The sequence below is a fragment of the Streptomyces sp. NPDC052016 genome, from assembly GCF_044548445.1.
Taxonomy (GTDB): domain Bacteria; phylum Actinomycetota; class Actinomycetes; order Streptomycetales; family Streptomycetaceae; genus Streptomyces.
In genome coordinates, this window is the sequence record NZ_JBIUBX010000022.1 from 35,104 (window position 1) to 59,348 (window position 24,245).

24 protein-coding genes and 1 pseudogene are annotated in these 24,245 nt (G+C 73.4%); 17 read left to right on the top strand and 8 right to left on the bottom strand.

The annotated features are described in order from the left end of the window. Positions 1–22 precede the first annotated feature (22 nt). Positions 23–613 carry a MarR family winged helix-turn-helix transcriptional regulator gene (locus ACIHAR_RS26050; RefSeq protein ID WP_400022184.1) on the bottom strand — a complete coding sequence of 197 codons (591 nt, stop codon included), beginning with the start codon at positions 611–613 and terminating at the stop codon, positions 23–25. Beyond that, positions 610–2,256, bottom strand: a complete 1,647-nt coding sequence (locus ACIHAR_RS26055) for an FUSC family protein (protein WP_400022186.1) — start codon at positions 2,254–2,256, stop codon at positions 610–612. Before ACIHAR_RS26055 ends, ACIHAR_RS26050 begins: the two co-directional genes overlap by 4 nt. A 198-nt stretch (positions 2,257–2,454) precedes the next feature. Between ACIHAR_RS26055 and ACIHAR_RS26060 the strand changes: the two genes are divergently transcribed. The 7 genes from ACIHAR_RS26060 (at position 2,455) to ACIHAR_RS26090 (ending at position 7,140) form a co-directional block, all read left to right on the top strand. After that, complete coding sequence (locus ACIHAR_RS26060) at positions 2,455–3,012, top strand: DUF5134 domain-containing protein (RefSeq protein WP_365464581.1); 558 nt, start codon at positions 2,455–2,457, stop codon at positions 3,010–3,012. A 106-nt stretch (positions 3,013–3,118) separates the two neighbouring features. Beyond that, positions 3,119–4,054 carry a M56 family metallopeptidase gene (locus ACIHAR_RS26065; protein WP_400022189.1) on the top strand — a complete coding sequence of 312 codons (936 nt, stop codon included), beginning with the start codon at positions 3,119–3,121 and terminating at the stop codon, positions 4,052–4,054. A gap of 66 nt (positions 4,055–4,120) precedes the next feature. After that, the gene (locus ACIHAR_RS26070) at positions 4,121–4,792 is read left to right on the top strand and encodes a phosphatase PAP2 family protein (RefSeq protein WP_400022191.1); all 672 of its coding nucleotides are present in this window, start codon (positions 4,121–4,123) and stop codon (positions 4,790–4,792) included. Next, positions 4,789–5,061 carry a hypothetical protein gene (locus ACIHAR_RS26075; protein ID WP_365464587.1) on the top strand — a complete coding sequence of 91 codons (273 nt, stop codon included), beginning with the start codon at positions 4,789–4,791 and terminating at the stop codon, positions 5,059–5,061. Before ACIHAR_RS26070 ends, ACIHAR_RS26075 begins: the two co-directional genes overlap by 4 nt. Before the next feature lie 207 nt (positions 5,062–5,268). After that, positions 5,269–5,508 (top strand): hypothetical protein, encoded by a 240-nt coding sequence (locus ACIHAR_RS26080; RefSeq protein ID WP_400022193.1) that lies wholly within the window; start codon positions 5,269–5,271, stop codon positions 5,506–5,508. 10 nt (positions 5,509–5,518) lie between these two features. Further along, complete coding sequence (locus ACIHAR_RS26085) at positions 5,519–6,211, top strand: HAD family hydrolase (RefSeq protein WP_400022195.1); 693 nt, start codon at positions 5,519–5,521, stop codon at positions 6,209–6,211. Between the two features lie 254 nt (positions 6,212–6,465). Next, positions 6,466–7,140 carry a helix-turn-helix domain-containing protein gene (locus ACIHAR_RS26090; protein ID WP_365464593.1) on the top strand — a complete coding sequence of 225 codons (675 nt, stop codon included), beginning with the start codon at positions 6,466–6,468 and terminating at the stop codon, positions 7,138–7,140. Here the strand turns inward: ACIHAR_RS26090 and ACIHAR_RS26095 are convergent. Further along, the gene (locus tag ACIHAR_RS26095) at positions 7,128–8,630 is read right to left on the bottom strand and encodes a hypothetical protein (RefSeq protein ID WP_365464596.1); all 1,503 of its coding nucleotides are present in this window, start codon (positions 8,628–8,630) and stop codon (positions 7,128–7,130) included. The genes ACIHAR_RS26090 and ACIHAR_RS26095 overlap by 13 nt on opposite strands. A gap of 198 nt (positions 8,631–8,828) precedes the next feature. On the opposite strand from ACIHAR_RS26095, the gene ACIHAR_RS26100 reads away from it, so the two are divergent. Further along, on the top strand, positions 8,829–9,473 hold the full coding sequence (locus ACIHAR_RS26100) for a DUF305 domain-containing protein (protein ID WP_400022198.1): 645 nt from the start codon (positions 8,829–8,831) through the stop codon (positions 9,471–9,473). Between the two features lie 129 nt (positions 9,474–9,602). Here ACIHAR_RS26100 and ACIHAR_RS26105 read toward each other — a convergent pair. After that, positions 9,603–9,758, bottom strand: a pseudogene (locus ACIHAR_RS26105) (DUF6214 family protein); the annotation flags it as partial. Positions 9,759–10,039: 281 nt separating this feature from the next. On the opposite strand from ACIHAR_RS26105, the gene ACIHAR_RS26110 reads away from it, so the two are divergent. Both ACIHAR_RS26110 and ACIHAR_RS26115 read left to right on the top strand, forming a co-directional pair. Beyond that, entirely contained in the window at positions 10,040–11,413 is a 1,374-nt protein-coding gene (locus tag ACIHAR_RS26110) for an FAD-dependent oxidoreductase (protein ID WP_400022200.1), read from the top strand. 94 nt (positions 11,414–11,507) lie between these two features. Beyond that, entirely contained in the window at positions 11,508–12,896 is a 1,389-nt protein-coding gene (locus ACIHAR_RS26115) for a nucleobase:cation symporter-2 family protein (protein WP_365464605.1), read from the top strand. Here ACIHAR_RS26115 and ACIHAR_RS26120 read toward each other — a convergent pair. Continuing rightward, on the bottom strand, positions 12,816–13,169 hold the full coding sequence (locus ACIHAR_RS26120; RefSeq protein ID WP_365464608.1) for a helix-turn-helix domain-containing protein: 354 nt from the start codon (positions 13,167–13,169) through the stop codon (positions 12,816–12,818). The genes ACIHAR_RS26115 and ACIHAR_RS26120 overlap by 81 nt on opposite strands. Positions 13,170–13,287: 118 nt before the next feature. On the opposite strand from ACIHAR_RS26120, the gene ACIHAR_RS26125 reads away from it, so the two are divergent. Then, the gene (locus tag ACIHAR_RS26125) at positions 13,288–14,367 is read left to right on the top strand and encodes an NADH:flavin oxidoreductase/NADH oxidase (RefSeq protein ID WP_365464611.1); all 1,080 of its coding nucleotides are present in this window, start codon (positions 13,288–13,290) and stop codon (positions 14,365–14,367) included. A gap of 103 nt (positions 14,368–14,470) precedes the next feature. Here the strand turns inward: ACIHAR_RS26125 and ACIHAR_RS26130 are convergent, their stop codons facing one another. Then, complete coding sequence (locus ACIHAR_RS26130) at positions 14,471–15,034, bottom strand: DUF2087 domain-containing protein (RefSeq protein WP_400022203.1); 564 nt, start codon at positions 15,032–15,034, stop codon at positions 14,471–14,473. A gap of 499 nt (positions 15,035–15,533) precedes the next feature. Between ACIHAR_RS26130 and ACIHAR_RS26135 the strand changes: the two genes are divergently transcribed. After that, complete coding sequence (locus ACIHAR_RS26135) at positions 15,534–16,325, top strand: pectate lyase (RefSeq protein WP_365464617.1); 792 nt, start codon at positions 15,534–15,536, stop codon at positions 16,323–16,325. A gap of 60 nt (positions 16,326–16,385) precedes the next feature. On the opposite strand, the gene ACIHAR_RS26140 is transcribed toward ACIHAR_RS26135, so the two are convergent. Next, entirely contained in the window at positions 16,386–17,144 is a 759-nt protein-coding gene (locus ACIHAR_RS26140) for a PaaX family transcriptional regulator C-terminal domain-containing protein (RefSeq protein ID WP_400022285.1), read from the bottom strand. A 71-nt stretch (positions 17,145–17,215) separates the two neighbouring features. Here ACIHAR_RS26140 and ACIHAR_RS26145 point away from each other — a divergent pair, with 71 nt between their 5' ends. Further along, complete coding sequence (locus ACIHAR_RS26145; protein WP_400022205.1) at positions 17,216–18,880, top strand: acyl-CoA dehydrogenase family protein; 1,665 nt, start codon at positions 17,216–17,218, stop codon at positions 18,878–18,880. A 257-nt stretch (positions 18,881–19,137) separates the two neighbouring features. On the opposite strand, the gene ACIHAR_RS26150 is transcribed toward ACIHAR_RS26145, so the two are convergent. After that, positions 19,138–19,722: a hypothetical protein gene (locus ACIHAR_RS26150; RefSeq protein WP_400022207.1), complete on the bottom strand. Its 585-nt coding sequence runs from the start codon at positions 19,720–19,722 to the stop codon at positions 19,138–19,140. Positions 19,723–20,001: 279 nt separating this feature from the next. Between ACIHAR_RS26150 and ACIHAR_RS26155 the strand changes: the two genes are divergently transcribed. The 4 genes from ACIHAR_RS26155 to ACIHAR_RS26170 all read left to right on the top strand — a co-directional run bounded on the left by ACIHAR_RS26155 (position 20,002) and on the right by ACIHAR_RS26170 (position 23,918). Next, positions 20,002–21,087 (top strand): exo-alpha-sialidase, encoded by a 1,086-nt coding sequence (locus ACIHAR_RS26155; protein WP_365464626.1) that lies wholly within the window; start codon positions 20,002–20,004, stop codon positions 21,085–21,087. Between the two features lie 82 nt (positions 21,088–21,169). Then, positions 21,170–21,847: a uracil-DNA glycosylase gene (locus ACIHAR_RS26160; RefSeq protein ID WP_365464629.1), complete on the top strand. Its 678-nt coding sequence runs from the start codon at positions 21,170–21,172 to the stop codon at positions 21,845–21,847. After that, complete coding sequence (locus ACIHAR_RS26165) at positions 21,844–22,836, top strand: N-acetylglucosamine kinase (protein ID WP_400022209.1); 993 nt, start codon at positions 21,844–21,846, stop codon at positions 22,834–22,836. The genes ACIHAR_RS26160 and ACIHAR_RS26165 overlap by 4 nt, the downstream gene beginning before the upstream one ends. Before the next feature lie 158 nt (positions 22,837–22,994). Beyond that, the gene (locus tag ACIHAR_RS26170) at positions 22,995–23,918 is read left to right on the top strand and encodes a hypothetical protein (protein WP_365464635.1); all 924 of its coding nucleotides are present in this window, start codon (positions 22,995–22,997) and stop codon (positions 23,916–23,918) included. Positions 23,919–24,245: the final 327 nt, after the last annotated feature.

Sequence of the window (24,245 nt, forward strand, 5' to 3'; positions counted from 1 at the left end):
GGCGTCGGCCGGCCCGCGGGCGTCAGGCCCGCACCGGCCGCATGTGGCCCTCCAGCCGGCTCAGCAGCTCGCCGAGCAGGACCGCGAGTTCCGCCTGCCGGTCCGCGTCGAGCGCGGACAGCGCGGCGCCCTCGTAGGCGAGCTGCTCGGGCAGGATCCCGTCGACCAGGTCGCGGCCGGCGTCGGTGAGGCGGACGTGGGCGACACGGCGGTCACGGGTGTCGCCGCGGCGTTCCACGAGGCCGCGCTCGGTCAGCTGCTTGAGGCGCTTGGTGACCGCGGCGCCCGAGGAGAAGGTCTCGCGGGCCAGCTCGCTCGGGGTCAGTTCGCGGCCGGTGCGGCGCAGGGCGCCCAGCAGGTCGAACTCGGGGCGGCTCAGGCCCGCCCGGCGCAGCGGGGCGTCCTCGGCCTGCTGGAGGAGGGCGGCACAGCGGTTCACGCGGCCGATGATCTCCATGGGGGCGGTGTCGAGGTCGGGACGGACGGTCCGCCACTGCCCCACGACCGCGGCGACCGTGTCGCCCCGGGCCGGGTCCCCGGGGTCGGTGGACCGTCGCCGCGCACCGCCGTCGCCGCCGTCCCCGCCGACCGGTCGTCCCTGCGTCCCCGTCATCGCCGTACGCCCTCCGCTTTCGTGCTCGTGTGCCGGGCCGGGAGAAGTCCCTGGCGCCGTACCGTCGCGGCGAGCGTACGGTGTCCGGACTGTTCGGCAGCGACGACCCGCTCCTCGGGCAGCGCCCGCTGCCACCACTCGCCGGACGCGGCGTCGGCCGCGGCGCGCAGGTCGACCAGGGCGGCGGCGAGACCACGGCGGGCGGACTCCAGGGCGCCGGTGGCGGGACACGGCTCGGCCAGCAGCCGGGCGGCGTGCTCGCGGGCGCGTTCGACGGCCGTGAGGGCGTGTCCGAGGTGGTCGCCGGCGCGGCGGTTGGTGACGACGACCGCGGCGGCGAAGCCGACCAGGGCGCCGACGAGCGTGTCCACGACCCGCTCGGTGATCAGCTCGCCCGGGTCCTGGAAGCGGGTGAACTCGGTGATCAGCAGGGCCATCGGGGTCACGCAGACGCTGCCGAGCCAGTAGTTGCGCCCGATCAGCGCCTCGGCGCCGAAGTTGAGGGCGAGGCAGACCAGGACCAGGGCCGCCTGGTGGAGGTGGGCGAGCGGGACGATCACGGCGAAGGCGAGGACGCCGACGAGGTTGCCGACGACGCGCTGGACGCCGCGGCTCCAGGTGAGGGTGACGTTCGCCTGGTAGAGGGAGGCGGCGGTGACCAGAGCCCAGTAGGGACGGCCGATGCCGAGCACGAGGGACGCGTAGCCGGCGAGGGCGCAGCCGAGGGCGGTGCGCACGGCGAGCGGGGTGAGCGGGCCGAGCCGGCGCCACAACGGCGGCTGGCCGGTGGCGCGTCCGACGTCGACGCCGAGGAGTTCGTCGTCCTCGGGGAGGTCGTCGGGGCGGGGCACCGGTCCGGTGCCCCGCAGGGCGCGCGCCCAGCCGAGCAGGCGTGCCGGGTCGGTGTCGGTGGGGGCGGCGAGGGCCACCTCGGCGCAGATCACGAGCCGTTCCAGGGCACGGGTGGTCTCCCCGGCGCGGGCCGACAGAAGGGTCTGCCAGGCGGCGTGCACGGCGGCGGCCGCAGCGGCACGGGTTCGGGTGCGCCCGTCGCCGGTGCCCTGGGCGGCGGCGTGGGCGGCGGCCGCGTTCAGGGCCTGGGCGACGGCCCGCCGCTCCGGGCCGTGCGGACGCAGCAGCCCCGGCGCCATGCCGACGAGCCATGCCCAGGCGCCCGCGGCGAGGGCCAGGGCCAGGTGGCCGGGCACCTGCCCGAGGGTCTGCGGGACGAACAGCGACGCGGAGGTGATGAAGGTCAGGACGACGTTGCCCGGCGGGCCGATGCGCGTGGCGTCGCAGAGCGTCTTCTGGGCGGCGGCGAGCAGGGCGCCGACGGTGACGAGGATGACGGCGTTCGCGGTGAGGGAGGCCGCGAGCAGGGCGGCGGCCAGTCCCCCGGTCATGCCGAGCACCACCCAGGCCAGGGCCCGGGCCCGGGCCGCGTAGGGGCGGTTGTGGGCGTACAGGGCGCACAGGGATCCGGCCATCGTGTACATCGCCAGGTCCAGGCGGCCGAGCGCCAGCAGGATCAGGTTCGGCGGGGCGACCGCGACGACCACGCTGAGCGCGGGCTTGTACCAGATGGCGGAGGGCCGGCCGAGGCGCAGGGCACCGGCGAGCGGGAAACGGGTCGCACTACTCATATCCACCAACTTAGCAGGTGTTTTACTAGTGAAATAGTTCCGTCGGTGTGCGGGTCGCCACTCCACTCCTCCGCCCACCCGTCGCCGCTCACCTGCCGCGCTCCGCCGAACGCTCCCCGTGTACACCCTTGCGCTCGCGTGCGCTCCGCGTGTCCCGGGCATCGCATCCTCGACCGACCGTCGAGCGGGGAGGTGCGCGTGCACGGACCGGCTTCGCCCGGCTGGCTGCTGGTCGCGCTGTGTGCGGCGACCGGCGCCTACTGCCTGCTGCGGATGCGCGGCGCGGACGAGGAACAGCGCCGGGCCGCCGGCGGCGAGGCGCTCATGGGTTTCGGCATGGCGGCGATGGCGGTGCCCGCGGCGGCGTTCACCCCGCCGGAGTGGGCCTGGCCGGTGTACGCCGCGGTGTTCGGCGCGGCCGCGCTGCCGGCCCTGTGGGCGGCCCGCACCGGCGTCCACCACCTGCACCATCTGGTGGGGGCCGCGGCCATGGTCTACATGGCGGTCGTCATGGCCGGCTCTCCCGGCGACGGGCACGGCGCCCACGCCGGCCACAGCGGCTCGGGCGTCCCGCTGCTGACGGGCGTGCTGCTGCTGTACTTCGCCGGATACGTCCTCGTCTCCGGGGTCCGGCTGCTGCCGGTGGCCCCGGCGGGCGGACGGACGGCACCGGCATGGCGCGACCGGCCCGAACTGGTGCGGGCGTGCCGGTTGTCGATGGGGATCGGGATGCTGGCCATGCTGCTGACGATGTGAGGCTCGAGCCGCCGTGCCGCGGGCGCGGACCGGCGGTCGTGGCCTGCGTCACTTTGCCGTGACAAGCCGTACCGGCGAGCGGTAGGGCGCTCATAGGGTGCTGTTCATGATGGTCCCCGCGGTCCTGCTGCTGCTCGCTGCCCTGACCGCCGTCGTCGCCCCCCGGCTGCTCGCCCGGGCCGACTGGCCGGACCGTGAACCGGTGGTCGCGCTGTGGGCGTGGCAGTGCGTCGTGGCGGCGGTGCTGCTGTGCTGTGCGCTGTCGATGACGCTCAGCGCTGCGGCGGCCTGGCACGAGGTGCGCGGTCCTGTCTTCGCCCCGGCCCCGCGCGCGGTCGTGGAGGCCTATGCGCTGGGCGCGGCGGGCCCCTGGGCGGCGGCGACCGCGGTGGCGCTCGCGAGCGCCGGGGTGTGGAGCGGGGCGATGCTGATGCGGGAGATCTCCCGGGCCCGTGCCCGGCGTCGGCGCCGGCGGGCCGATCTGCGGCTGCGCGCCCCCCTGTTGCCGGGCGAGGAGCCCGCGACCGGACGGCTCGTGGTGCTGGAGGGCGAGCGGCCCGACGCCTGGTGGCTGGCGGGCGGGGCACCCCGGCTGGTGGTCACGACCGCCGCGTTGCACCGTCTGAAGGGGCGTCAGCTGGATGCGGTCCTGGCGCACGAGCAGGGGCACGCCCGGGCGCGGCACGACTGGCTGCTGCACTGCTCGTCCGCGCTGGCCAACGGGTTCCCGCAGGTGCCGGTGTTCGCCGCGTTCCGTGACGAGATGCACCGGCTGGTCGAACTCGCCGCCGACGACACGGCCTCCCGCCGCTTCGGCCGGCTGACGACCGCGCTCGCCCTGGTGGAGCTCAACGAGGACCGGGGCGTGTTCGGCCCTTCCCCCACCCCGCAGGCGTACGTGCCGCAGCGCGTGCACCGCCTGCTCACTCCCCCGGACCGGCTCACGGCGGCCCGCCGACTGCGGTTGACGGCGGCTGCCGCACTCGCGCCGGTGATCCCGGTGCTGGTGACGCTGGTGCCGGGGTTGCGGGCGCTCGGCTGAGTGACCCGAGGCCGGAACTCCGCCCCGAGTTGGCTTCGGACGCCGCACATCGGCAAGGATCACTGCATGCACAACCCGACCGTCGACTCCCCGCCCGCTCCGTCGCCCTGCCGCACGGCCGCTCGCACCGGTCTCGCCCTGGGGCTGTGCTCCCTGCTGCTGCTGATCCTGGTCTGGGCCGAGTGGCATCCCCTCATGTCCGTCGACGGCGACGTCTCGCGCACGACCCACCGCTGGGCCGTCGCCGACCCGGACGTCACCCAGGCCTTCCGCATCCTCACCGACTGGGTGTGGGACCCGCTGACGATGCGCCTGCTGTGCGCGGCGGTCGCCGTATGGCTGGTGTGGCGGCGCTCGGCGTGGTGGACGGCGGCATGGCTGGTCACCACGTCGGCCGTGGGCACGCTCCTGCAGCAGGGCCTGAAGGCCGCGGTCGACCGCGCCCGCCCCGTCTGGCCCGATCCCGTCGACTCGGCCCACTACGCGGCCTTCCCCTCCGGCCACGCCCTCACGGCGACGGTGGTCCTCGGCCTCCTGCTGTGGCTCCTGTACCGCCACGGAGTCGCTCGCGTCGTGTGGCGTACGGCGGTTGCGGTGGCCGTCGTCTCCGTGGTGGGTGTCGGGCTGACCCGGGTGTGGCTGGGCGTCCACTGGCCCTCGGACGTCGTCGGCGGCTGGCTCATGGGGACGGCGGTGGTGGCGCTGGCGATCGCGGCCCATCTGCGCTGGCGGCCGTGAGAGCGCCGGGCCGGCGGTACCGCTACGTCGGGCCGGAGGAGGTACGGCGGGCGGTCGCGCCGGGCGCCGGAGGGCGGGTGGTCCGCGGCGCCGCGGACCTCGACGCGTGGGCGGCCGAGCAGGGGACCGAGGGGCGGGCGCCCGGGGCACAGAGGCCGGAGGAGACGTTCACCTTCGTCGTCGGACCGGACGGTCTCCTGCGGCTCGCGCATCGCCGGAGCGAGCACGTGGCCTGCGCGGGCGGCGGCGACGTCCCAGGGCCCGTCTGACGATTCCCGTCGTCGCCCGGAGGGCGGCACCGCGGCGTCAGGTGCGTGCTCTCGGCGTGCCGGGCGCAGACCCTCGTACCGGGTGTACTCGGGGCTGTGCCCGGTGCGGCGAGAGTGCGTGCATGGCGCCGCGATGCAGACGGGAATCGCCAGACAGGCCCTGGGCGCGGGCGAGATCGGTTCCGCCGCACGGACCACGGCTGGGAGGTGAGCGAGGTCAGCAACCAGTCCACCGGTTATTGTCCCGACCCCGACTCCTGGCCGGCGGTCGCCGCCGCCCTGGACCGCGCCGGCGTCGCACGCCCCGGCGGCTTCACGCACGCGCTGGTCTTCCGGCGCTGCGCGCGCTGCCTGCAGGACAACGTGGTCCGCGAGGGCGTCTTCGTCTGTGTGTTCTGCGACGCCGGACTTCCGCACGCGTGGAACGTGGACCCGGGGCATTCGTAGGATCCGGTCCATGACCGCCGCCGTGCTGTTCGACTTCTCCGGGACCCTCTTCCGTATCGAGTCGGCCGAGTCCTGGCTGCGTGCCGTGCTCGACGCCGCGGGCGTCGAGCTGCCCGAGGCGGAGTTGCGCGCCACGGCGCAGGCCCTGGAGGCGGCCGGCGCGCTGCCGGGCGGGGCGCCCCCGGTGCGCGTGCCCGGGGAGCTGGCCGGGCTGTGGCGGGTGCGGGACGAGAGCGCCGAGCTGCACCGGGCCGCGTACACCGGGCTCTCCCGTCAGGTGCCGCTGCCGGACCCGGCCCTGCACGACGCCCTGTACGAGCGGCACCGGACCCCGGCCGCCTGGGCCCCGTATCCGGACGCCCTTCTCGTGCTGAGCGCGCTGCGCGAGCGCGGGATCCCCGTGGGTGTGGTGAGCAACATCGGCTGGGACCTGAGGCCGGTGTTCCGCGAGCACGGCCTGGACCCGTTCGTCGACGCGTACGTGCTGTCGTACGAGCACGGGGTCCAGAAGCCGCACCCGCGGCTGTTCGAGACGGCCTGCGAGGCGCTCGGGGTCGATCCGCGGACGACGCTGATGGTGGGCGACAACCGGCGGGCGGACGGCGGGGCGGCGGCGCTGGGCTGTGGTGTGCACCTCGTGGACCATCTGCCGGCGGCCGAACGGCCGGACGGGCTGCGGCCGGTGCTGGACCTGGTCGGCTGAGGCCGGTCCGGGGCGCCGCGGGAAACCGGTCCCCGGCGGCCCCACACCGACGATGTCACGCAGGACGCGGCTTCCTCCGACACCGGAACCGATGAAAGGAGCCTCAGGCGACCATCGGAGGAAGAAGCACGCCCACTCTGGACGATCCCCCGTGTCGCCCAGAGCAGGCGGCCACCCGGCGCGGTTCCGGACGGAACGGACCGGGATGCGCTGAGTATAGTTGGCTGGCAGCCAGTCAACGCAGGAGTTACAGCATGTCCCCGCGCAGCGCCTCGGTCAATGAAGAATTGCGGCGGCGTTCCCGGGAGCGACTCCTGCAGTCCGCGGTCGAGTTGGTGAGCGAGCACGGCTACGAGGCGACGACGCTCGGGGACATCGCGGACCGGGCGGGCTCGGCCCGCGGTCTGGTGTCGTACTACTTTCCCGGCAAGCGCCAGCTGGTGCAGTCGGCCGTGCACCGGCTGATGCACCGCACGCTGGAGGAGGCGCTGGAGCGGGAGCCGCGCACGGAGGACGGCCGCGAGCGCATGGCGCGGGCCATCGACGCGATCCTGGGCCTGGCCCGGGACCGGACGGTGCTGATGCGCCAGCACATGGCGGGCCTGCTGGACACGGAGGGCTTCGTGCAGTGTCCGGAGCAGCGGCGGCTGGCGGAGCTGCTGCGGGACGCGGTGGCCCGGCACGGCTCGCGGGACGTCGACGCCGACTACCCCCTGCTGCGCGCCCTGCTCATGGGGTCCGTCTACGCGATGGTGCTGCCCAACATCGGGATGCCCCTCGCGCGCGTGCGCGCCGAGCTGTTCGCGCGCTACCGGCTCGACTGGGACCTGGGGGTCCCGCCGGACGCCGAGGCGTCCGGCGGGAGGTGTGACGCGGATGTGTCGCGGTTCTTCGCGACGGGACTGCCGGCCGGCGATCAGTCGAAGTAGTCCGGCTGGGTCTGGACGTTGAGTTCACGCATCCGCACGTACTGGGCCGGATCCGTGCGCCGGTCGCTGATCTTCAGCACGTCGAGGCCCTTGGCGATGTCGTTCGAGTAGATGTAGCCGTTGTAGTAGTACGCCGACCAGGGGCCGGCGGTCGTCAGCCGCTCGGTGTTCACCGGGCCGCGCTCGAAGTAGGCGATCTCCTTGGGGTGGGCGGAGTCGGTGAAGTCCCAGACGGAGACACCGCCCTGGTACCAGGCCTGGACCATGAGGTCCTTGCCCTTGACCGGGATCAGCGAGCCGTTGTGGGCCACGCAGGCCTCGACGTCCGCCTGGTGGCGGTCGATCTTGAAGTAGCTGCGGAAGACGAGCTTGCGCTTGTCGCCCTTGCCGACGATGTCGTAGATGCCGTCGGCACCGCGGTTGGGGCCGATCTCCGCGTTGCAGGTGGCCGCGCCGCCGCCGCCCAGCTCGTCGGTGAAGACGACCTTGTCGGCCTTCAGGTTGAAGGTCGCCGAGTGCCAGAACGCGAAGTTCACGTTGTCCTGCACCTGGTCGATGATCTTCGGGTTCTCCGGGTCCTCGATCGAGAACAGGATGCCGTCGCCCATGCAGGCGCCGGCCGCCAGGTCCTTCTCCGGGAGCACCGTGATGTCGTGGCAGCCGGTCGTCTTGGAGACGCCCGGGTTGGTGGGCCCGCCCGGGTTGCCGCCGCCGTCCGGTCCCTCACCGGGGAAGAGGACGGGGAAGTTGACGATCGCGGCCCTCTCGGGGGCGTTGCGCGGCACCTTGATGACCGAGATGCCGTCGTGCGGGGGCTGGCAGTCGGGGTAGGCCGCGTTGGGCGAGTACGAGGAGACGTAGACGTAGACGTTCCTGCGCTCGGGCACCAGCGTGTGGGTGTGCGAGCCGCAGGCGGTCTCGACGGCGGCGACGTAACGGGGGTTCGCCTTGTCGCTGATGTCGAAGATCTTCATGCCCTCCCAGGAGGACTTCTCGGTCGCGGGCTGCGTGGTGCTGTTGCAACTGCTGTCGCTGCGCGAGGAGTCGGTGGAGAGGAAGAGCAGGTTGCCGGAGACGGAGATGTCGTTCTGCGAGCCGGGGCAGAGCACCTGGGCGACGGACTTCGGGGCCTTGGGGTTGCTGATGTCGAAGATGCGGAAGCCGTCGTAGTTGCCCGCGAAGGCGTACCTGCCCTGGAAGGCGAGGTCGGAGTTGGTGCCGGCGAGCGCGTCCTTGGGGACGTTGACGACGTGTTGGATGTTGGCGGAGTGGACGATCTCGTCCTGTCCGGGTATCTCGCCCTCGGCGATCGCGTCGGCCACCTCGGCCTGCGTGCCTCGGGACACCTCTTGCTCCACGGACGGGCCGTCCCCCGGGTCGGGGGTCGCGGCCGCCGGGACCGCCGTGAGCAGCGCGGCGAGGAGTCCGGCACACGCCGCGGCGACTCCCAGCCGTCTGTGCCGCGTTCGGGGATCGTTCAACAGGGTCACTGCGTCCTCCCTTGTTGCCGTTCTCAGGGAACGGTTCACGGTCCTCCGAAGTATCGTCTTCATCATGCACAGATCAACAGACGGCAACACACTCGTCATGAATGTTTTCGAGCGGTAGGGCAAGAACTCGTGCCAGGACGGTACGAGGAGTCGTCAGATCCTCACAGGTCGTCAACCCGGTTCAACCAGGAGGTCGTTGTGCCTGTTCGCCGCGCGCCCCTCGTCACCGCCTCGCTGCTGGCGCTCCTTCTCGCGAGCTGTGACTCCGACTCGGACACCAGGTCGGCGGCGCCCGACGGACCGTCGGTGATCGCGCCGGGCATGCCGGGCGAGGCGAACCGGACGCTGTCCGCCGAGGAGGCGGCGGCGCATCGCGCCGAGGACGACACCCCGAACTCGGCGGACGTCTCCTTCGCCCGCATGATGATCGAACACCACGGACAGGCCCTGGAGATGACCGCACTCGCCCCCGGACAGGCCGAGTCGGCGAAGGTCAAGTCGCTCGCCTCCCGGATCGCCGCGGCCCAGGGGCCGGAGATCAAGGCCATGAAGAGCTGGCTGACGACGCACGACAAGGACGGCGCGAACACGGCGAGCGGCGGGCACGATCACAGCGCGATGCCCGGGATGGCGACCGAGGCGCAGATGAACAAGCTGCGGGCGGCGCGCGGGAAGGCCTTCGACGAACTGTTCCTCACCCTGATGATCACCCATCACGAGGGAGCCATCACCATGGCCGCGGACGTGAAGGCGCAGGGCAACAACATCCGCATCGAGGAGATGGCGGACGACGTGGTGGCGGAGCAGACGACGGAGATCAGCCGCATGCGGGCCATGCTGTGAAACGCCCCCTGCGTGCGGCGGTTCGACGCGCGGCGTGACGGGGGGCCAGGGACCCGGCCTCCCGCCGCCGCGTGTGATCGGACGCAGGGACCTGCGGCGACTGCGCCCGGTGGCGCAGCTGATCGCGAGGGCGGGGCCGACGCCCTCCTCCCGAGCCGCGCGGTACTCCTGGGCGACCGCTCGCCGGCCCTCGACGCCGCACGGCGGGGCCGGGCGCGCCCGATGGGGGCCGAGCCCCGCTACGCCGCCAGGGTGACCCGGCCCTCGGAGGGCGCCCCACCGCACCTCTCCCGTTCCCCTGGCGGCCCCTCACCCTTCCCCCGGCGGCCCTCGCCGCACCTCTCCCCTCCCCTGGCGGCCCCTCGATCCGGTCCGCGAGCACCGTGACCGTCGACGAGGAACAGGGCCGGCCGCGCCCGTACCGCCGTCCCCGACGCCTGGTCGCCGCCCCTGCGCACGCACACGCGCACCCGCTTGGCGTACGGCACCTGTCAGCGCGGCGGCGTCGGTGCGATGCTGGAAGCACCAGCGCTCTCCTGCGCCTGCCTCGGGTAAGGAGTTCCACCGTGCTGCGTGTCGCCGTCGTCGGTTCCGGGCCCAGTGGGGTCTACACCGCCCAGAGCCTCGTCCAGCAGGACCCCGAGGTGCTCGTCGACGTCCTGGACCGGCTGCCGTGCCCCTACGGGCTGGTGCGCTACGGCGTCGCCCCGGACCACGAGAAGATCAAGTCGCTCCAGCAGAACCTGAGGACCGTGCTGGAGCACGAGCGGGTGCGCTTCCTGGGCGGGGTGCGGGTCGGAGCGGGCGGCGTGCCCGCCGCCCGGCTGCGGGAGCTGTACCACGCGGTCGTGTACTGCGTGGGCGCCGCGGCGGACCGGCGGCTGGGGATCCCCGGCGAGGACCTGCCGGGCAGCTGGTCGGCGACCGAGTTCGTGGCCTGGTACAGCGCCCACCCCGACGCCGTCGCCGACGGCTTCCTGTCCGGCGCCCGCGCGGCCGTGGTGATCGGCGTGGGGAACGTCGCCGTGGACGTCACGCGGATCCTGGCCCGCGGCGCGGCGGAGCTGAGCCCCACCGACATGCCGCAGGCCGCGCTGACGGCGCTGACCGCCAGCGAGGTGACCGCGATCCACATGGTGGGGCGGCGCGGCCCGTCGCAGGCACGCTTCACCACCAAGGAGCTGCGGGAGCTGGGCGGGCTGCCGGACACCGAGGTGGCCGTCGACGAGGCGGAGCTCGCCCTGGACCCCGCGTACACCGACCCGTCGGCGCTGCCGGCGGCACAGCGCCGCAACATCGAGGTGCTGCGCGGCTGGGCGGCAACACCGCCGAGGGGCCTGCGGCGCCGGATCGGCCTGCGGTTCTTCCTGCGGCCCGTCGAGCTCCTCGCCGACGGCGGCCGGGTGGGCGCCGTGCGCTTCGAGCGGACGGCTCCGGACGGGCGTGGCGGCGTGACGGGGACCGGCCGGTACGAGGACGTCGAGGCGCAGCTGGTGCTGCGGTCGGTGGGCTACCGCGGAGTGCCGCTGGAAGGGCTGCCGTTCGACGCGGAGCGGGGCACGGTGCCGCATGCCGCCGGGCGGGTGCTGCGCGAGGGCGCCGTGGCGGCGGGCGAGTACGTGGCCGGCTGGATCAAGCGGGGCCCGACGGGTGTCATCGGCACCAACCGGCCCTGCGCGAAGGAGACGGTGACGTCCCTGCTCGAGGACGCCCCCGCTCTCCTGCGGCGGGAGCTGCCCGGTGATCCGCTGCCGCTGCTGCTGGCCGCCGGGGCCGAGCCGGTCGAGTGGGCGGGATGGCTGGCGATCGAGCGGGCGGAGGCGGAGCTCGGAGCCTCGCTGGGGCGTGGTGTGGTGAAGCTGCCGGACTGGGCGTCGCTGCGGGCGGCGGCGGTACCGACCGACACCGGTGTACAGGACACACATCAGCAACACCCGTGAAATCAACAAACTGTTCAATCCTCGTACGGTTTCGTGCTGTCCGCATGCCGACACGCCTCACCCGCGTCCCCTCCTCCGCAGCTCTGGAGCGCCCATGGCCACGACCGCGCCCGTTCATCCCGTCGACGAGGTGCCCCCCGCACGGCAGTTGGCCGCCTTCGGCCTCCAGCACGTGCTCGCGATGTACGCCGGCGCGGTGGCCGTGCCGCTGATCGTGGGCGGCGCCATGGAGCTGCCGCCCGCCGACCTGGCGTATCTGATCACCGCCGACCTGCTGATCTGCGGTGTCGCCACGCTCGTGCAGTGCGTGGGGTTCTGGCGCTTCGGGGTGCGGCTGCCGATCATGCAGGGGTGCACGTTCGCGGCCGTGTCCCCGATGGTGCTGATCGGAACGACGGGCGGCGGACTGCCCGCGATCTACGGCTCGGTGATCGTCGCGGGGTTGGCGATCGTGCTGCTGGCGCCGGTGTTCGGCCGGCTCCTGAGGTTCTTCCCGCCGCTGGTCACGGGCACGGTGATCCTGATCATCGGCATCTCCCTGCTGCCGGTCGCGGGCAACTGGGCCGCGGGCGGGGCCGGCTCGGCGGACTTCGGGGAGCCGAGGAACATCGCGCTCGCCGCGTCCGTGCTGGCGGTGGTGCTGGGCGTGCAGCGCTTCGCGCCGGCGTTCCTGAGTCGGATCGCGGTACTGATCGGCATCGCGGTGGGCCTCGCGGTCGCCGTGCCCTTCGGCTTCACGGACTTCGGCGGGGTCTCGGACGCCGACTGGATCGGGATCAGCACGCCGTTCCACTTCGGGGCGCCCGTCTTCGAGGCTTCGGCGATCATCTCGATGCTGGTGGTGGCGCTGGTGACGATGACCGAGACCACCGGTGACCTGGTCGCGGTCGGCGAGATGACCGGCCGCAAGGTCGAGCCCCGCTCCCTGTCGGACGGCCTGCGCGCCGACGGTCTGTCGACCGTCCTCGGCGGTGTCTTCAACACCTTCCCCTACACGGCGTACGCGCAGAACGTCGGTCTGGTCGGCATGACCCGGGTGCGCAGCCGCTGGGTCGTCGCCGCCGCCGGCGGCATCCTCGTCCTGCTCGGCCTGCTGCCCAAGCTGGGCGCGGTGGTCGCGGCGATTCCGGCGCCGGTCCTCGGCGGCGCCGGTCTGGTGATGTTCGGCACGGTCGCCGCGAGCGGTCTGCGGACGCTGGCGGAGGTCGACTTCGAGGGCAACCACAAACTGACCGTGGTCGCCGTGTCGGTCGCGATGGGCGTGCTGCCGGTCGGCGTCCCGACCGTCTACGAGAAGTTCCCGGACTGGTTCCAGACGGTGATGAACAGCGGGATCAGCGCGGGCTGTGTGACCGCGATCGTGCTGAACCTGCTCTTCGACCACCTACCCGGGAAGGCTGGTTCAGCCGCCCTGGAGGCGGGCGGACTGGCGGGCGGCAGCGCCGAGGAGGGCGTCGACAAGTCCCGGGAAGAGGTCGTCTAGGTCGTCCCGGCGCAGGCCGTTCATCTTGGCCGTGCCGCGGTAGGTCTGCCGGATCACCCCGGCTTCGCGCAGCACCCGGAAGTGGTGCGTCGTGGTCGACTTGGTGACCGGCAGGTCGAAGTGCGAACAGGAGAGCTCGTCGCGGCCGGCGGCGAGCTCTCGCACGATCCGCAGCCGCATCGGGTCGGAGAGCGCGTGCAGCACGAACTCCAGACGGATGTCCTCGCGCGCCGGATGCGGGAGATCACGGCTGCTGACGGCGGGGGCGGTCACGGGGGCTCCACTCCTTCGGGGAGACCATTGTACGACGCCCTTCATAGTTTGACGTCTGACGTACTACGATGCCTATCGTACGAGTCGACCACCGGCCCAGTGACGATCGGAGTCCGCCGTGAGTGCGCTCTTCCAGCCCTACACCCTGCGTGACGTGACCATCTCCAATCGGGTGTGGATGCCGCCCATGTGCCAGTACTCGGCCGCGCCCGAGGGTCCGCTGACCGGCGCCCCGACCGACTGGCACTTCGCGCACTACGCCGCCCGTGCGGCCGGCGGGACGGGCCTGGTCATCGTCGAGGCGACCGCCGTGTCGCCCGAGGGCCGGATCTCCCCGTACGACCTCGGCATCTGGAACGACACCCAGGTCGAGGCCTTCCGGCGGATCACCCGCTTCCTCGCCGAGCAGGGCTCGCTCCCGGCGATCCAGCTCGCCCACGCGGGACGCAAGGCCTCCACCGACCGGCCCTGGAAGGGGGGCGCGCCCGTGGGCCCGGAGGCGCACGGATGGCAGCCGCTGGGACCGAGCGCGCTCCCGTTCGACGAGCGCCACCCCGTACCGGCAGAGCTGACGAAGGCTCAGATAAGCGAGATCGTGGCTCAGTTCGCGGAGGCGGCCCGCCGGGCCCTCGCCGCCGGTTTCGAGATCGCCGAGATCCACGGCGCCCACGGCTATCTGATCGGCAACTTCCTCTCCCCGCACTCCAACCGCCGCGGCGACGAGTACGGCGGCACCCACGAGAGCCGCACCCGGTTCGCCCTCGAGGTCGTCGACGCGGTGCGCGAGGTGTGGCCCGACGACAAGCCGCTGTTCTTCCGGATCTCCGCGACCGACTGGCTGGAGCAGGACGGCTGGACGGCCGACGACACGGTCCGCTTCGCCCGTGAGCTCCACGCCCACGGCGTCGACCTGCTCGACGTCTCCACCGGCGGCAACGCCTCCGGCGTACGCATCCCGGTAGGCCCCGGTTACCAGGTCCCCTTCGCCGCCCGGGTGAAGGCCGAGACGCCGATGCCGGTCGCGGCCGTGGGGCTGATCACCGAGCCCGAGCAGGCCGAGAAGATCCTCGCCAACGGTGAGGCGGACGCGGTCCTGGTCGGCCGCGAGCTGCTGCGCAACCCGTCGTGGGCGCGGCAGGCGGCGCGGGTGCTGGGCGGCGAGGTGCGGGTGCCGGAGCAGTACCACCGGTCCGTGTGAGCGCCCGGGCGGTCGGACCGCCCCCGCCCGCGGCGGCCGGTCGGGCCGCCGCGGAGACCGCTGCGAAGGCGTCCGCGGCAGCCGGTCGAGCGCCCGCCGGGCGTCAGTCCCGCAGCGCGGTGTCCTCGGGCGAGCGCCTGTAGATTCCGCCCTGGCGGTCCAGATGGTGGAGGTCGACGAGATAGCGGCGCAGGCTCACGTGGTCGACGGCGCCGCCCTCGCACCAGGCGCGCAGCCTGTCGTTGACCTCCCGCTCGGAGTACTCCCGCCCCGGCTCGAAGCTGTGCTCCGCGAGATGGCGCAGGACGACCTTCTTGCGCTCCCACTGGGCCGGGAGGCGCACCAGCCGCCCGTCGCGTACGAATGTCCGCAGCAGCGTCTCGGTCCGTTCGTCACCGGACCCGTGATCCCGCGGCGGCTCGGCGCCGGCCGCGGCACGGGCCAGGCCGCGGAAGTGGCCGTACGACACCGTCAGGCCGCCGCCGTCCGACACGAGGAGCTCGCGCTCCTCGAGGCGGCGCAGCGCACCGAGGGCGTCCTTGGCCGACAGCCCGGTGCGCTCGACGACCTCGGCGGCGCTCCGGGCTCCCAGCGCCACGGCGGCGAAGGCGCGCACCCGGGTCTCGTCGGCGAACAGCCTCACCACGTCGTCGGCCGTCATGCTCATCTCTCTCCATCCCCGAGGACAGGGGCTCTCCCGGCCCCGAGGACGCTACCTTCCGCCTCCGCCGGCCGCCCGGCATTTTTCCGCGCGGGGCCCGCGGCGGCCCTCCAAGGGCCGGGCGGGAAGGGGACCGTGCGTCAACCGACCGTGCAGGGCGATCCGTTGAGCGTGAAGGCGGTGGGCGGTGAGCTGTCGCCGGTGTGGCTCGCCTGGTAGCCGACGGTGACGCGCTCCCACAGCGTTGGATGGAAGGCCTTCCCGGTCTGTCGGGGTGACTGGATGTCGCCTACGCGAGGCGTTGACTAGAAAGCGCTTGCCCCCTACGGTCCGTTCAACAGTGTGACCGAGCCGCTCACTCCGGTCCCCGAAAGGCCGTACTGCCCGGCGAACGCCGTCCACGAAAAGGAACACCGTCCACATATGCAATCGCCAGCTCAACCCTTCGAAGGGAAACAGGGCACCGGAAAGCTCTGACCCACCCCCACGACAGAAGGAACGGGACATGACTTCTGCGACACGACCGCGCGCCACCCGTGGGCGCGCACTGACCGGAGCACTGGCCACCCTCGGCCTCTCGGTTGGCATGATCATGACTACAGCTACGGCCCCCGCCGGTGCCGCCACCTGGCCGTCCGCGTCCGGCAGCCAGGCGGTCACCGCGACCATCAACCTCACCAGCTCGAAGGACTACGGGATGCTGCGCCTCTACGGCAGCGGCGCCCTGGGCACGGGAGACCAGGCCGAGGACCAGCAGCCGATCCTCACCCTCGCCAACGGCGTGACCCTGAAGAACGTGATCATCGGCGCACCCGGCGCCGACGGCATCCACTGCCTCGGCAGCTGCACGCTGCAGAACGTCTGGTGGGAGGACGTCGGCGAGGACGCCGCCACCTTCCGCGGCGGCAGCAGCGCGACGTACAACGTCGTCGGCGGCGGCGCCAAGAAGGCGAGCGACAAGGTCTTCCAGCACAACGGCGGCGGCACGGTGAACATCTCCAACTTCGCCGTGCAGGAGTTCAAAACCCTCTACCGCTCCTGCGGTGACTGCTCCACGCAGTACACGCGCAAGGTCAACCTCAACACCATCGAGGTGACCGGGACGGGCTCCACCGCACGGATCGTCGGCATCAACGTCAACCGCAACGACGTGGCGACGCTGCGCAACATCACGATCCTCAACGACGCGAGCCGCAAGGTAGTCCCCTGCCAGAAGTACAACAACAACACGGCGGTCGGGGTGGGCCCGGACAGCACCAACTGCCTGTACGCCACCTCGGACATCACCTACCGCTAGCCCCTTCTCTTCCCCCCACGGACGGCCTGGGGAGCGGCTCGCCTCCGCCTCCCCAGGCCGTCAGGCCTGTTCCCGCCCGTGGACGGCGTCCGCGACCTCCCGCTGGTAGGCGGTGTACGCGGCGCGCAGGGCGGCGCCCGGCCAGTCGGCGGGCAGCAGTTCGGGCGGCAGGACCGGATCCGCGAGGAGGTGCCGCACGGCGGCCGCGAAGGCGGTGAAACGGTCGGCGGGCCGCCGGGCGCGCCCGATGTGCGCCAGCAGGTCACGGGCGGTGTCGGCCCACTCCTCCAACGGCCAGAGAGCGGCGGCCAGTTCCCGCCCCGGCATCCCGGGTCGGGCGGTGAGGTACAGAGTGATCCCGGTGAGCTCGTCCGGCCAGGGACGGAGCAGCGTGGCGGGACGCAGCCACACCCCCTCGCGCAGCTCGGCGAGGCGCAGACGGGTCAACTCGCTCCGCAGTTCGGCGCGTTCGGCCGGTCCGCGGCCGGTCGCCGTCACCACGGCCATCTCCCAGTCGCCGTCCCAGGGGCGGGTCGCCGGCCGGACGGCGTCATCCTGCCTGCGCTGACGCTCCAGCAAGCGCTCGCTGAGTCCGTAGACGGCACCGGCGCGTCGCAGATCACCGGCCGCCACCATCCGGCTGAGGGCCGCCCGCAGAGTGGATCCCCCGACACCGAAGGGCTCCACCAGCCGGACGAGGTCCTTCACCGGCAGCTCCGGCGGATGCGTGCCGAGCAGCAGACTCAGCACCACCGATCGGGCCGACAGCGGCCGCAGCTCCACCTCACCGGCCCCGGCCGTCGACTCGTTCCCGCGCATGAGCACGTACTGTACGTCCGCCTTCATGTTGCACTGTTGCTGCGACCGCAGGAAGAGTGCAACATGAGGCCATGAGCCTCACCCTCGCGCAGTCCCCCGGCCCCGCCTCCGCCACCCACGACGTCACCAACCAGGCCTCCCCCCTGAGCCCGTACGACGCCTCCGACGACGCCGCCCTGCTGGAAGGGCTGCGACGCGAGGGCGCCGGATGGGCCGAGGTGGACGTCCGACGCCTCGGTCAGCGGGCCGGCAGCCCCGGGCCGCAGGAGTGGAGCGAGCTGGCCAACCGCCACGAGCCCGTGCTGCGCACGCACGACCGGTACGGGCACCGTGTCGACGAGGTCGACTTCCACCCCGCCTGGCACGAACTGATGCGGGTGGCCGTGACCGAGGGCCTGGCCGGTGCGCCCTGGGCGGACGACCGGCCCGGCGCCCATGTCGCCCGGACGGCGGGCGGCCTGGTGTGGGGCCACACCGACGCGGGGCACGGTTGCCCGACGTCGATGACGTACGCGGCGGTCCCCGCCCTGCGCCGGCAGCCGGACCTGGCCAAGGTGTACGAGCCGCTGCTCACCAGCCGGGAGTACGACCCGGGCCTCCGGGTGCCGACGGAGAAGCGCGGGCTGCTCGCGGGCATGGGCATGACCGAGAAGCAGGGCGGCTCGGACGTACGGACGAACACCACCACGGCCACTCCCACCGCCGAGCCCGGCGTGTACACGCTACGCGGGCACAAGTGGTTCACGTCGGCGCCGATGTGCGACGTGTTCCTGGTCCTGGCCCAGGCGCCGGACGGTCTGTCCTGCTTCCTGGTGCCGCGCGTGCTGCCGGACGGCACCCGCAACCCGTTCCGCATCCAGCGGCTGAAGGACAAGCTCGGCAACCGTTCCAACGCCTCCTCGGAGCCGGAGTTCGACGGCACGGTGGCCTGGCTGGTCGGACCCGAGGGGTGGGGCGTGAAGACCATCATCGAGATGGTCAACTGCACGCGTCTGGACTGCGTGATGATGTCGGCGGCGCTGATGCGCAAGACGCTCGTCGAGGCCGGCCACCACGTGCGGCACCGCAGCGCGTTCGGCGCGCGGCTGATCGACCAGCCGCTGATGCGCAACGTGCTGGCGGACCTCGCGCTGGAGTCGGAGGCGGCCACCACGCTCACCCTGCGGCTGGCCGGGGCGGCCGACCGGGCGGTGCGCGGCGACGCGGGTGAGCAGGCCTTCCGGCGGATCGCCACCGCCGTGGGCAAGTACTGGGTGACCAAGCGCGGTCCGGCCTTCACCGCGGAGGCCCTCGAGTGCCTGGGCGGCAACGGCTACGTGGAGGACTCCGGCATGCCCCGCCACTACCGCGAGGCCCCTCTCCTGTCGATCTGGGAAGGCTCCGGGAACGTCAACGCCCTGGACGTCCTGCGGGCACTGACCCGCGAGCCCGCCACCGTGGACGCCCTCTTCGGCGAGATCGCCCTGGCCCAGGGGGCGGACACCCGGCTGGACGCGGCGGTCACCCGGCTCAGGGCCCGGCTCGGCGAGGCGACACAGGCCGGGGCCCGCCGTCTGGTGGAGCAGATGGCCCTGACCCTCCAGGCCTCCCTGCTGGTCCGGCACACCCCCGCGGCGGTCGCCGACGCCTTCTGCGCGACCCGGCTCGGCGGCGACTGGGGGTACGCCTTCGGCACCCTCCCGGACAGCGCGGACCTCGACGGGATCCTGGGGCGTGCCCTGGGCGGCGGCAACTGAACTCCCCGGCTCCCCGGCTCCCCGGTTCCCGCCCCAGCTGCTCTCGCCTGTGCGTCAGCGGCGGAACGGGCGGCGGTGGCGGGAGTGGGGCGCGGCACCGCGTCTCACGCTCGCCCGCCCGGCGGGTTACCGCCTTTCGGCGGTGGCGGGAGTGGGGCGAGGCGCGGCACCGCGTCTCACGCCCACCCGCCGGCGGGTTACCGCCTTTCGCCGCCCCCCGGGGGACCCCGCTCACCCCCGCCCCGTCCGCTCGTGCCTCACCCCGCGGGCCTCCCCCACAGCGCGGCGAAGTGTGCCCAGTCCACGTCCCACTGATCCACCCGGCGGCGTTCCAGGCGGCCGCGCAGCATCCGGGCGCCCGCGAAGGGGACGGCTGCCGCCGCCACGCCCGCCAGGGCGCCGACGAGGCAGGCGCGGACACGGGCCTGGTCGGCGGTGGTCGGCTCGGTGACGAGGCGGCCCCGGCGGTCCGTCCAGACGGTGACGCGGGTCCCGGCGGCGCTGCCGGGGGTGACGCGGACCCGGCCGGTGTGGGCGGAGCCGTCGGGGCCGGTCCAGCCGACGCTCGCCCACACCCGGTCCCCGCTGGAGGCGGCCTGGCGTGCGGCGGCCTTTCCGGGCGCCTGCTCGGTGAGCCGCCCCGCGACAGGCCGCCACTCGACGCGTTCCCGGGCCAGCCCGTCCTCGACGGATCGGGCCGCCGCCCACCCGGCCGGCACTCCGACGAGGACGGTCAGCGCCCAGGCGCCGAGCACGATCCAGGCCTCCACCGTGTCGGCGCGGCGCTTGAGCGGGTTGCGCCGCCAGCGCCACAGCCACACCTTCGGACCACGGAACGCCATCGAAGGCTTCCTCCTCACGAGCGCGTGAACATCCTGGCCTTCCCTCCCATACGCGGCGGGCCGTCCGGATGCTCAGGACGGGACCCGACCGGCCCTCCGTCCCCACGCCTCCAGCGCCTGGCCGCCCGCGCGGACGTCCCGCCGAAGGGACCGACAGACGGCGGTCCGGGTCCGCCCTCGCCGCTGTGACCTGCGGCGGAGGAGTTTCCGGGGGTGACTGTCAGTGGTGGGGTGCAGACTGGCCGGTGCTGGGACGAAGACGTCGCGGAGGTGACCGGCATGACCGAGGTACTGCTCGCCGTGGGCACGCGCAAAGGCCTGTTCATCGGGCGCAGGCGCGCTGGCGCATGGCAGTTCGACGAATCCCCCTATTTCAACGCACAGGCGATCTACTCGGTCGCCATCGACACCCGCGGCGACCGCCCGCGGCTCCTCGCCGGCGGTGACAGCGCCCACTGGGGCCCGTCGGTGTTCCACTCCGACGACCTCGGCCGGACCTGGACCGAGCCGGCGAAACCGGCCGTCAAGTTCCCCCAGGACACGAAGGCTTCACTTGAGCGGGTGTGGCAGCTGCACCCGGCGGCGGCCGAGCCGGACGTGGTGTACGCGGGCACGGAACCGGCCGCGCTCTACCGCTCCGAGGACCGCGGAGAGAGCTTCGAGCTGGTCCGCCCTCTGTGGGAGCACCCGACGCGTTCGCAGTGGGTTCCCGGCGGCGGCGGGGAAGGCCTGCACACGGTGCTCACGGACAAGCGCGACCCGCGGGCGGTGACGGTGGCGGTGTCGACGGCCGGCGTGTTCCGCACCACCGACGGCGGCGCGAGCTGGGCGCCGTCCAACTCCGGTGTCTCCGCGGTGTTCCTGCCGGACCCCAACCCCGAGTTCGGGCAGTGCGTGCACAAGGTCGCGCGGGACGCGGCGAACCCCGACCGTCTGTATCTGCAGAACCACTGGGGTGTGTACCGCAGCGACGACGCGGGTGCGCACTGGACGGACATCGGCGAAGGCCTGCCGTCCACCTTCGGCTTCGCCGCCGCCACGCACCCCCGCCGCGGTGACACGGCGTACGTCTTCCCGATCAACGCCGACGCGGACCGGGTGCCGGCCGGCCACCGCTGCCGGGTCTTCCGCACGGCGGACGCGGGCAAGAGCTGGGAGCCGCTCACGGCGGGCCTGCCGCAGGAGGACCACTACGGCACCGTGCTGCGCGACGCGCTCTGCACCGACGACGCGGATCCGGCGGGCGTCTACTTCGGCAACCGCAACGGCGAGGTGTTCGCGTCCGCCGACGACGGCGACAGCTGGCGGCAGTTGGCCTCGCACCTGCCGGACGTGCTGTGCGTGCGCGCCGCGGTGGTCGGATGAGCCGGAGCGGTGACGGGGGGTGGCCGTCCGGCCTTGGCCACTGGTTGATCGCCGCCGTGCGTACGGCAGTAGGGTGACGCCCGTGGCACCACGACCCTTGCATGAGATCGTCGAACCGGGCTGGGCGAAGGCCCTGGAACCCGTGGCCGGACGGATCGCCGAGATGGGCGACTTCCTGCGCGCGGAGATCGCCGCGGGACGCACCTACCTCCCCGCCGGGCCGAATGTCCTGCGGGCCTTCCAGCAGCCCTTCGACGAAGTCCGCGTCCTGATCGTCGGGCAGGACCCCTACCCGACGCCGGGTCACGCAGTGGGCCTGTCGTTCTCGGTCGCGCCGGACGTACGGCCGCTGCCCGGCAGCCTGGTCAACATCTACCGGGAGCTCACGACCGACCTGGGCCTGCCCCAGCCGTCCAACGGCGACCTGACCCCGTGGACCCGGCAGGGTGTGCTGCTGCTCAACAGGGCGCTCACCACGGCCCCGCGCAAGCCGGGCGCGCACCGCGGCAAGGGCTGGGAGGAGGTCACCGAGCAGGCGATACGGGCGCTGGCCGCGCGCGGCAAGCCGCTGGTGTCCATCCTGTGGGGCCGCGACGCCCGAAACCTGCGGCCGCTGCTGGGCGATCTGCCCTCGGTGGAGTCGGCGCACCCCTCCCCCATGTCGGCGGACCGGGGCTTCTTCGGCTCGCGCCCCTTCAGCCGGGCCAACGACCTGCTGATCCGTCAGGGGGGTCAACCCGTGGACTGGCGCCTGCAGTGACCGCCCCCGCCGGTCCGGAGCACTCGCGCGGCATCCTCGCGGTGGACTCGGGCGGCTCCGGACTGCGGGTCGCCCTCGGCACCGTCGAACAGTCTGTGCTGGGGCGTCGCTCGTCCCGGGAGCCCGTGCGCACCGGCGCGCGGGGCATCGACCCCGGCCACCTGATGGAGCAACTGACGCCCCTGGTCCGGGCGCTGACCGCCGAGACCGGCATCGGCGGACTCACCACCGCGGTGGTCGGCGCGGCCGGCTTCAGCACCCTCGGCGAAGCCCTGCGCGACGAGCTTCCGGCCGCACTGGCACGGGAGTTCGGCGTGCGCACCACCGCCCTCGCCGCCGACGCGGTCACCGCCTACACCGGTGCCCTCGGGCCGCGCCCGGGTGCCGTGATCGCCGCCGGCACCGGCGTCATCGCGATCGGCACGGACCTGACCGCCTGGCGACGGGCCGACGGCTGGGGGCATCTGCTGGGCGACTGCGGTGGCGGCGCCTGGATCGGACGGGCCGGACTGGAAGCCGCCCTGCGCACCCACGACGGCCGACCCGGCGGCTCCGTCGCGCTCCTCGCCCGTGCAGAGGAGCAGTTCGGGCCGGTGCCGGGCCTTCCCGGCCGCCTCTATCCGCGCCCGGACCGTCCGGCCGTCCTCGCCTCCTTCGCACCCCAGGTCGCCGCGTGCGCACCGGACGACCCCGTCGCCGCCGGCATCCTGCGGGCGGCGGCCCGGCACATGGCCGACTCGGCCGCCACCGTCTGCCCGGCAGACAAACAGCCCCAAGTCGCCTTCACCGGGGGCCTGTTCAAGATCGGCGAACCCCTCCTCGTACCCTTGGAGGAGGAGTTCGCACGGCGGCTGCCCCACGCGCGACGGGTAGCGGCCGACGGCGACCCGCTGGACGGCGCGGTCCGCATCGCCACCGAACTGGCGGCGGGGGCACTCACCCTTCCGGAGGACGAGACGATGCTGTATGTGGTGAACCGCGCGCCATGACCCAAAAGGGGGATTGAGCCTTTCGAGGGCAAGTCGCCCGGAAAACACGCTGATCACTTCTGATCCGCACGTAACTCATCAGACAAAAGGGGACGGATACCGCTCACCTGCACCCTCCCCGAACAGGGGAGCCCAAGAAGCCAGTAACATGCGGCGCCATGAGCTCCCCCACTGGGCCCGCGTCCGGCCTGCCTGTACGAATGCCGCGCCCCCGCCAGCCCGGGCGGCACCGCCGACCCGAGCCCCTGGCGGCTCCCGAGGGCGCGCCCGCGCTCGTCCTCGCGGTGCCCGGCACGCCGAGCGCCGCCACCCGCGGCCTCGCCGAGGAGATCGTGAGCATCGCCCGCTCAGAGCTGCCCGGCCTCGATGCGCGCATCGGGTACCTCGACGGGGACGACACCGATTTCCCGACGCTCCAGTCCGTGCTGGCGTACGCCGCCGACGAGCGCACCGCGCGCTACGAGCAGGCCCTCGCCGCCGGGATGGACGTCAAGGAGCCCGACGGCCCGGTCGCCGTCGTGGTGCCGCTGCTGGCCGGTCCGGACAGCGCGCAGCTGCGCCAGGTCCGCCAGGCCCTCATGGACAGCCGCGTCGCCGCCGAGCTGACCGACGTCCTCGGCCCGCACCCGCTGCTCGCCGAGGCGCTGCACGTGCGCCTGTCGGAGGCCGGCCTGGCCCGCGCGGACCGCGCCCGCCTGTTCACCGTGGCCACGGCCGCGGACGGCATCATCCTGGCCTCCGTGGGCGGTGAGGAGGCCGTGCAGGCCGCCGGCATCACCGGCATGCTGCTCGCCGCGCGCCTGGCCGTGCCGGTGATGGCCGCGGCCCTCGACCAGGAGGGTTCCATCGCCTCCGTCGCCGACCAGCTGCGCTCGTCCGGCTCCCAGCAGCTGGCCCTGGCGCCGTACCTCATCGGCCCGGAGATCGACGCCGCGCTGCTCGAGGAGGCGGCCAAGGAGGCGGGCTGCCCCGCGGCCGAGGCCCTCGGCCCGTACCCGGCCATCGGCAAGCTCGCCCTGGCCAAGTACACGACGGCCCTGGGCATCGCCCCGCAGCAGCCCCAGGGGGCGCCGGTCCGCTGACCCGGTCCGGCGGCCGTACGAGGCGCGTACGAACCCGCAGCACGACGAAAGGGCCCGCTCCCGGTGAGGAGCGGGCCCTTCGTGCTGCCGGACGAGGGGGCGACCGACGCGGGCACACCGGGAATGCGGGTGCCCTGTCGAGGAAAATCGGGGGAGGGGAACAGGGTGGGGACATGGTGGGGGTTGGCCGGGCAGCGGGGTCGGCGCGGGCGAGCCGGGCAGCGCCGTCGGTGTGGCGTACGGGAACGCCGGGCAGCGGTCGGGGCGTTCAGCCGCGCGACCTGGCCGTACGACAACACCGGGCGGCAGGCAGGGCCGACAACCCCG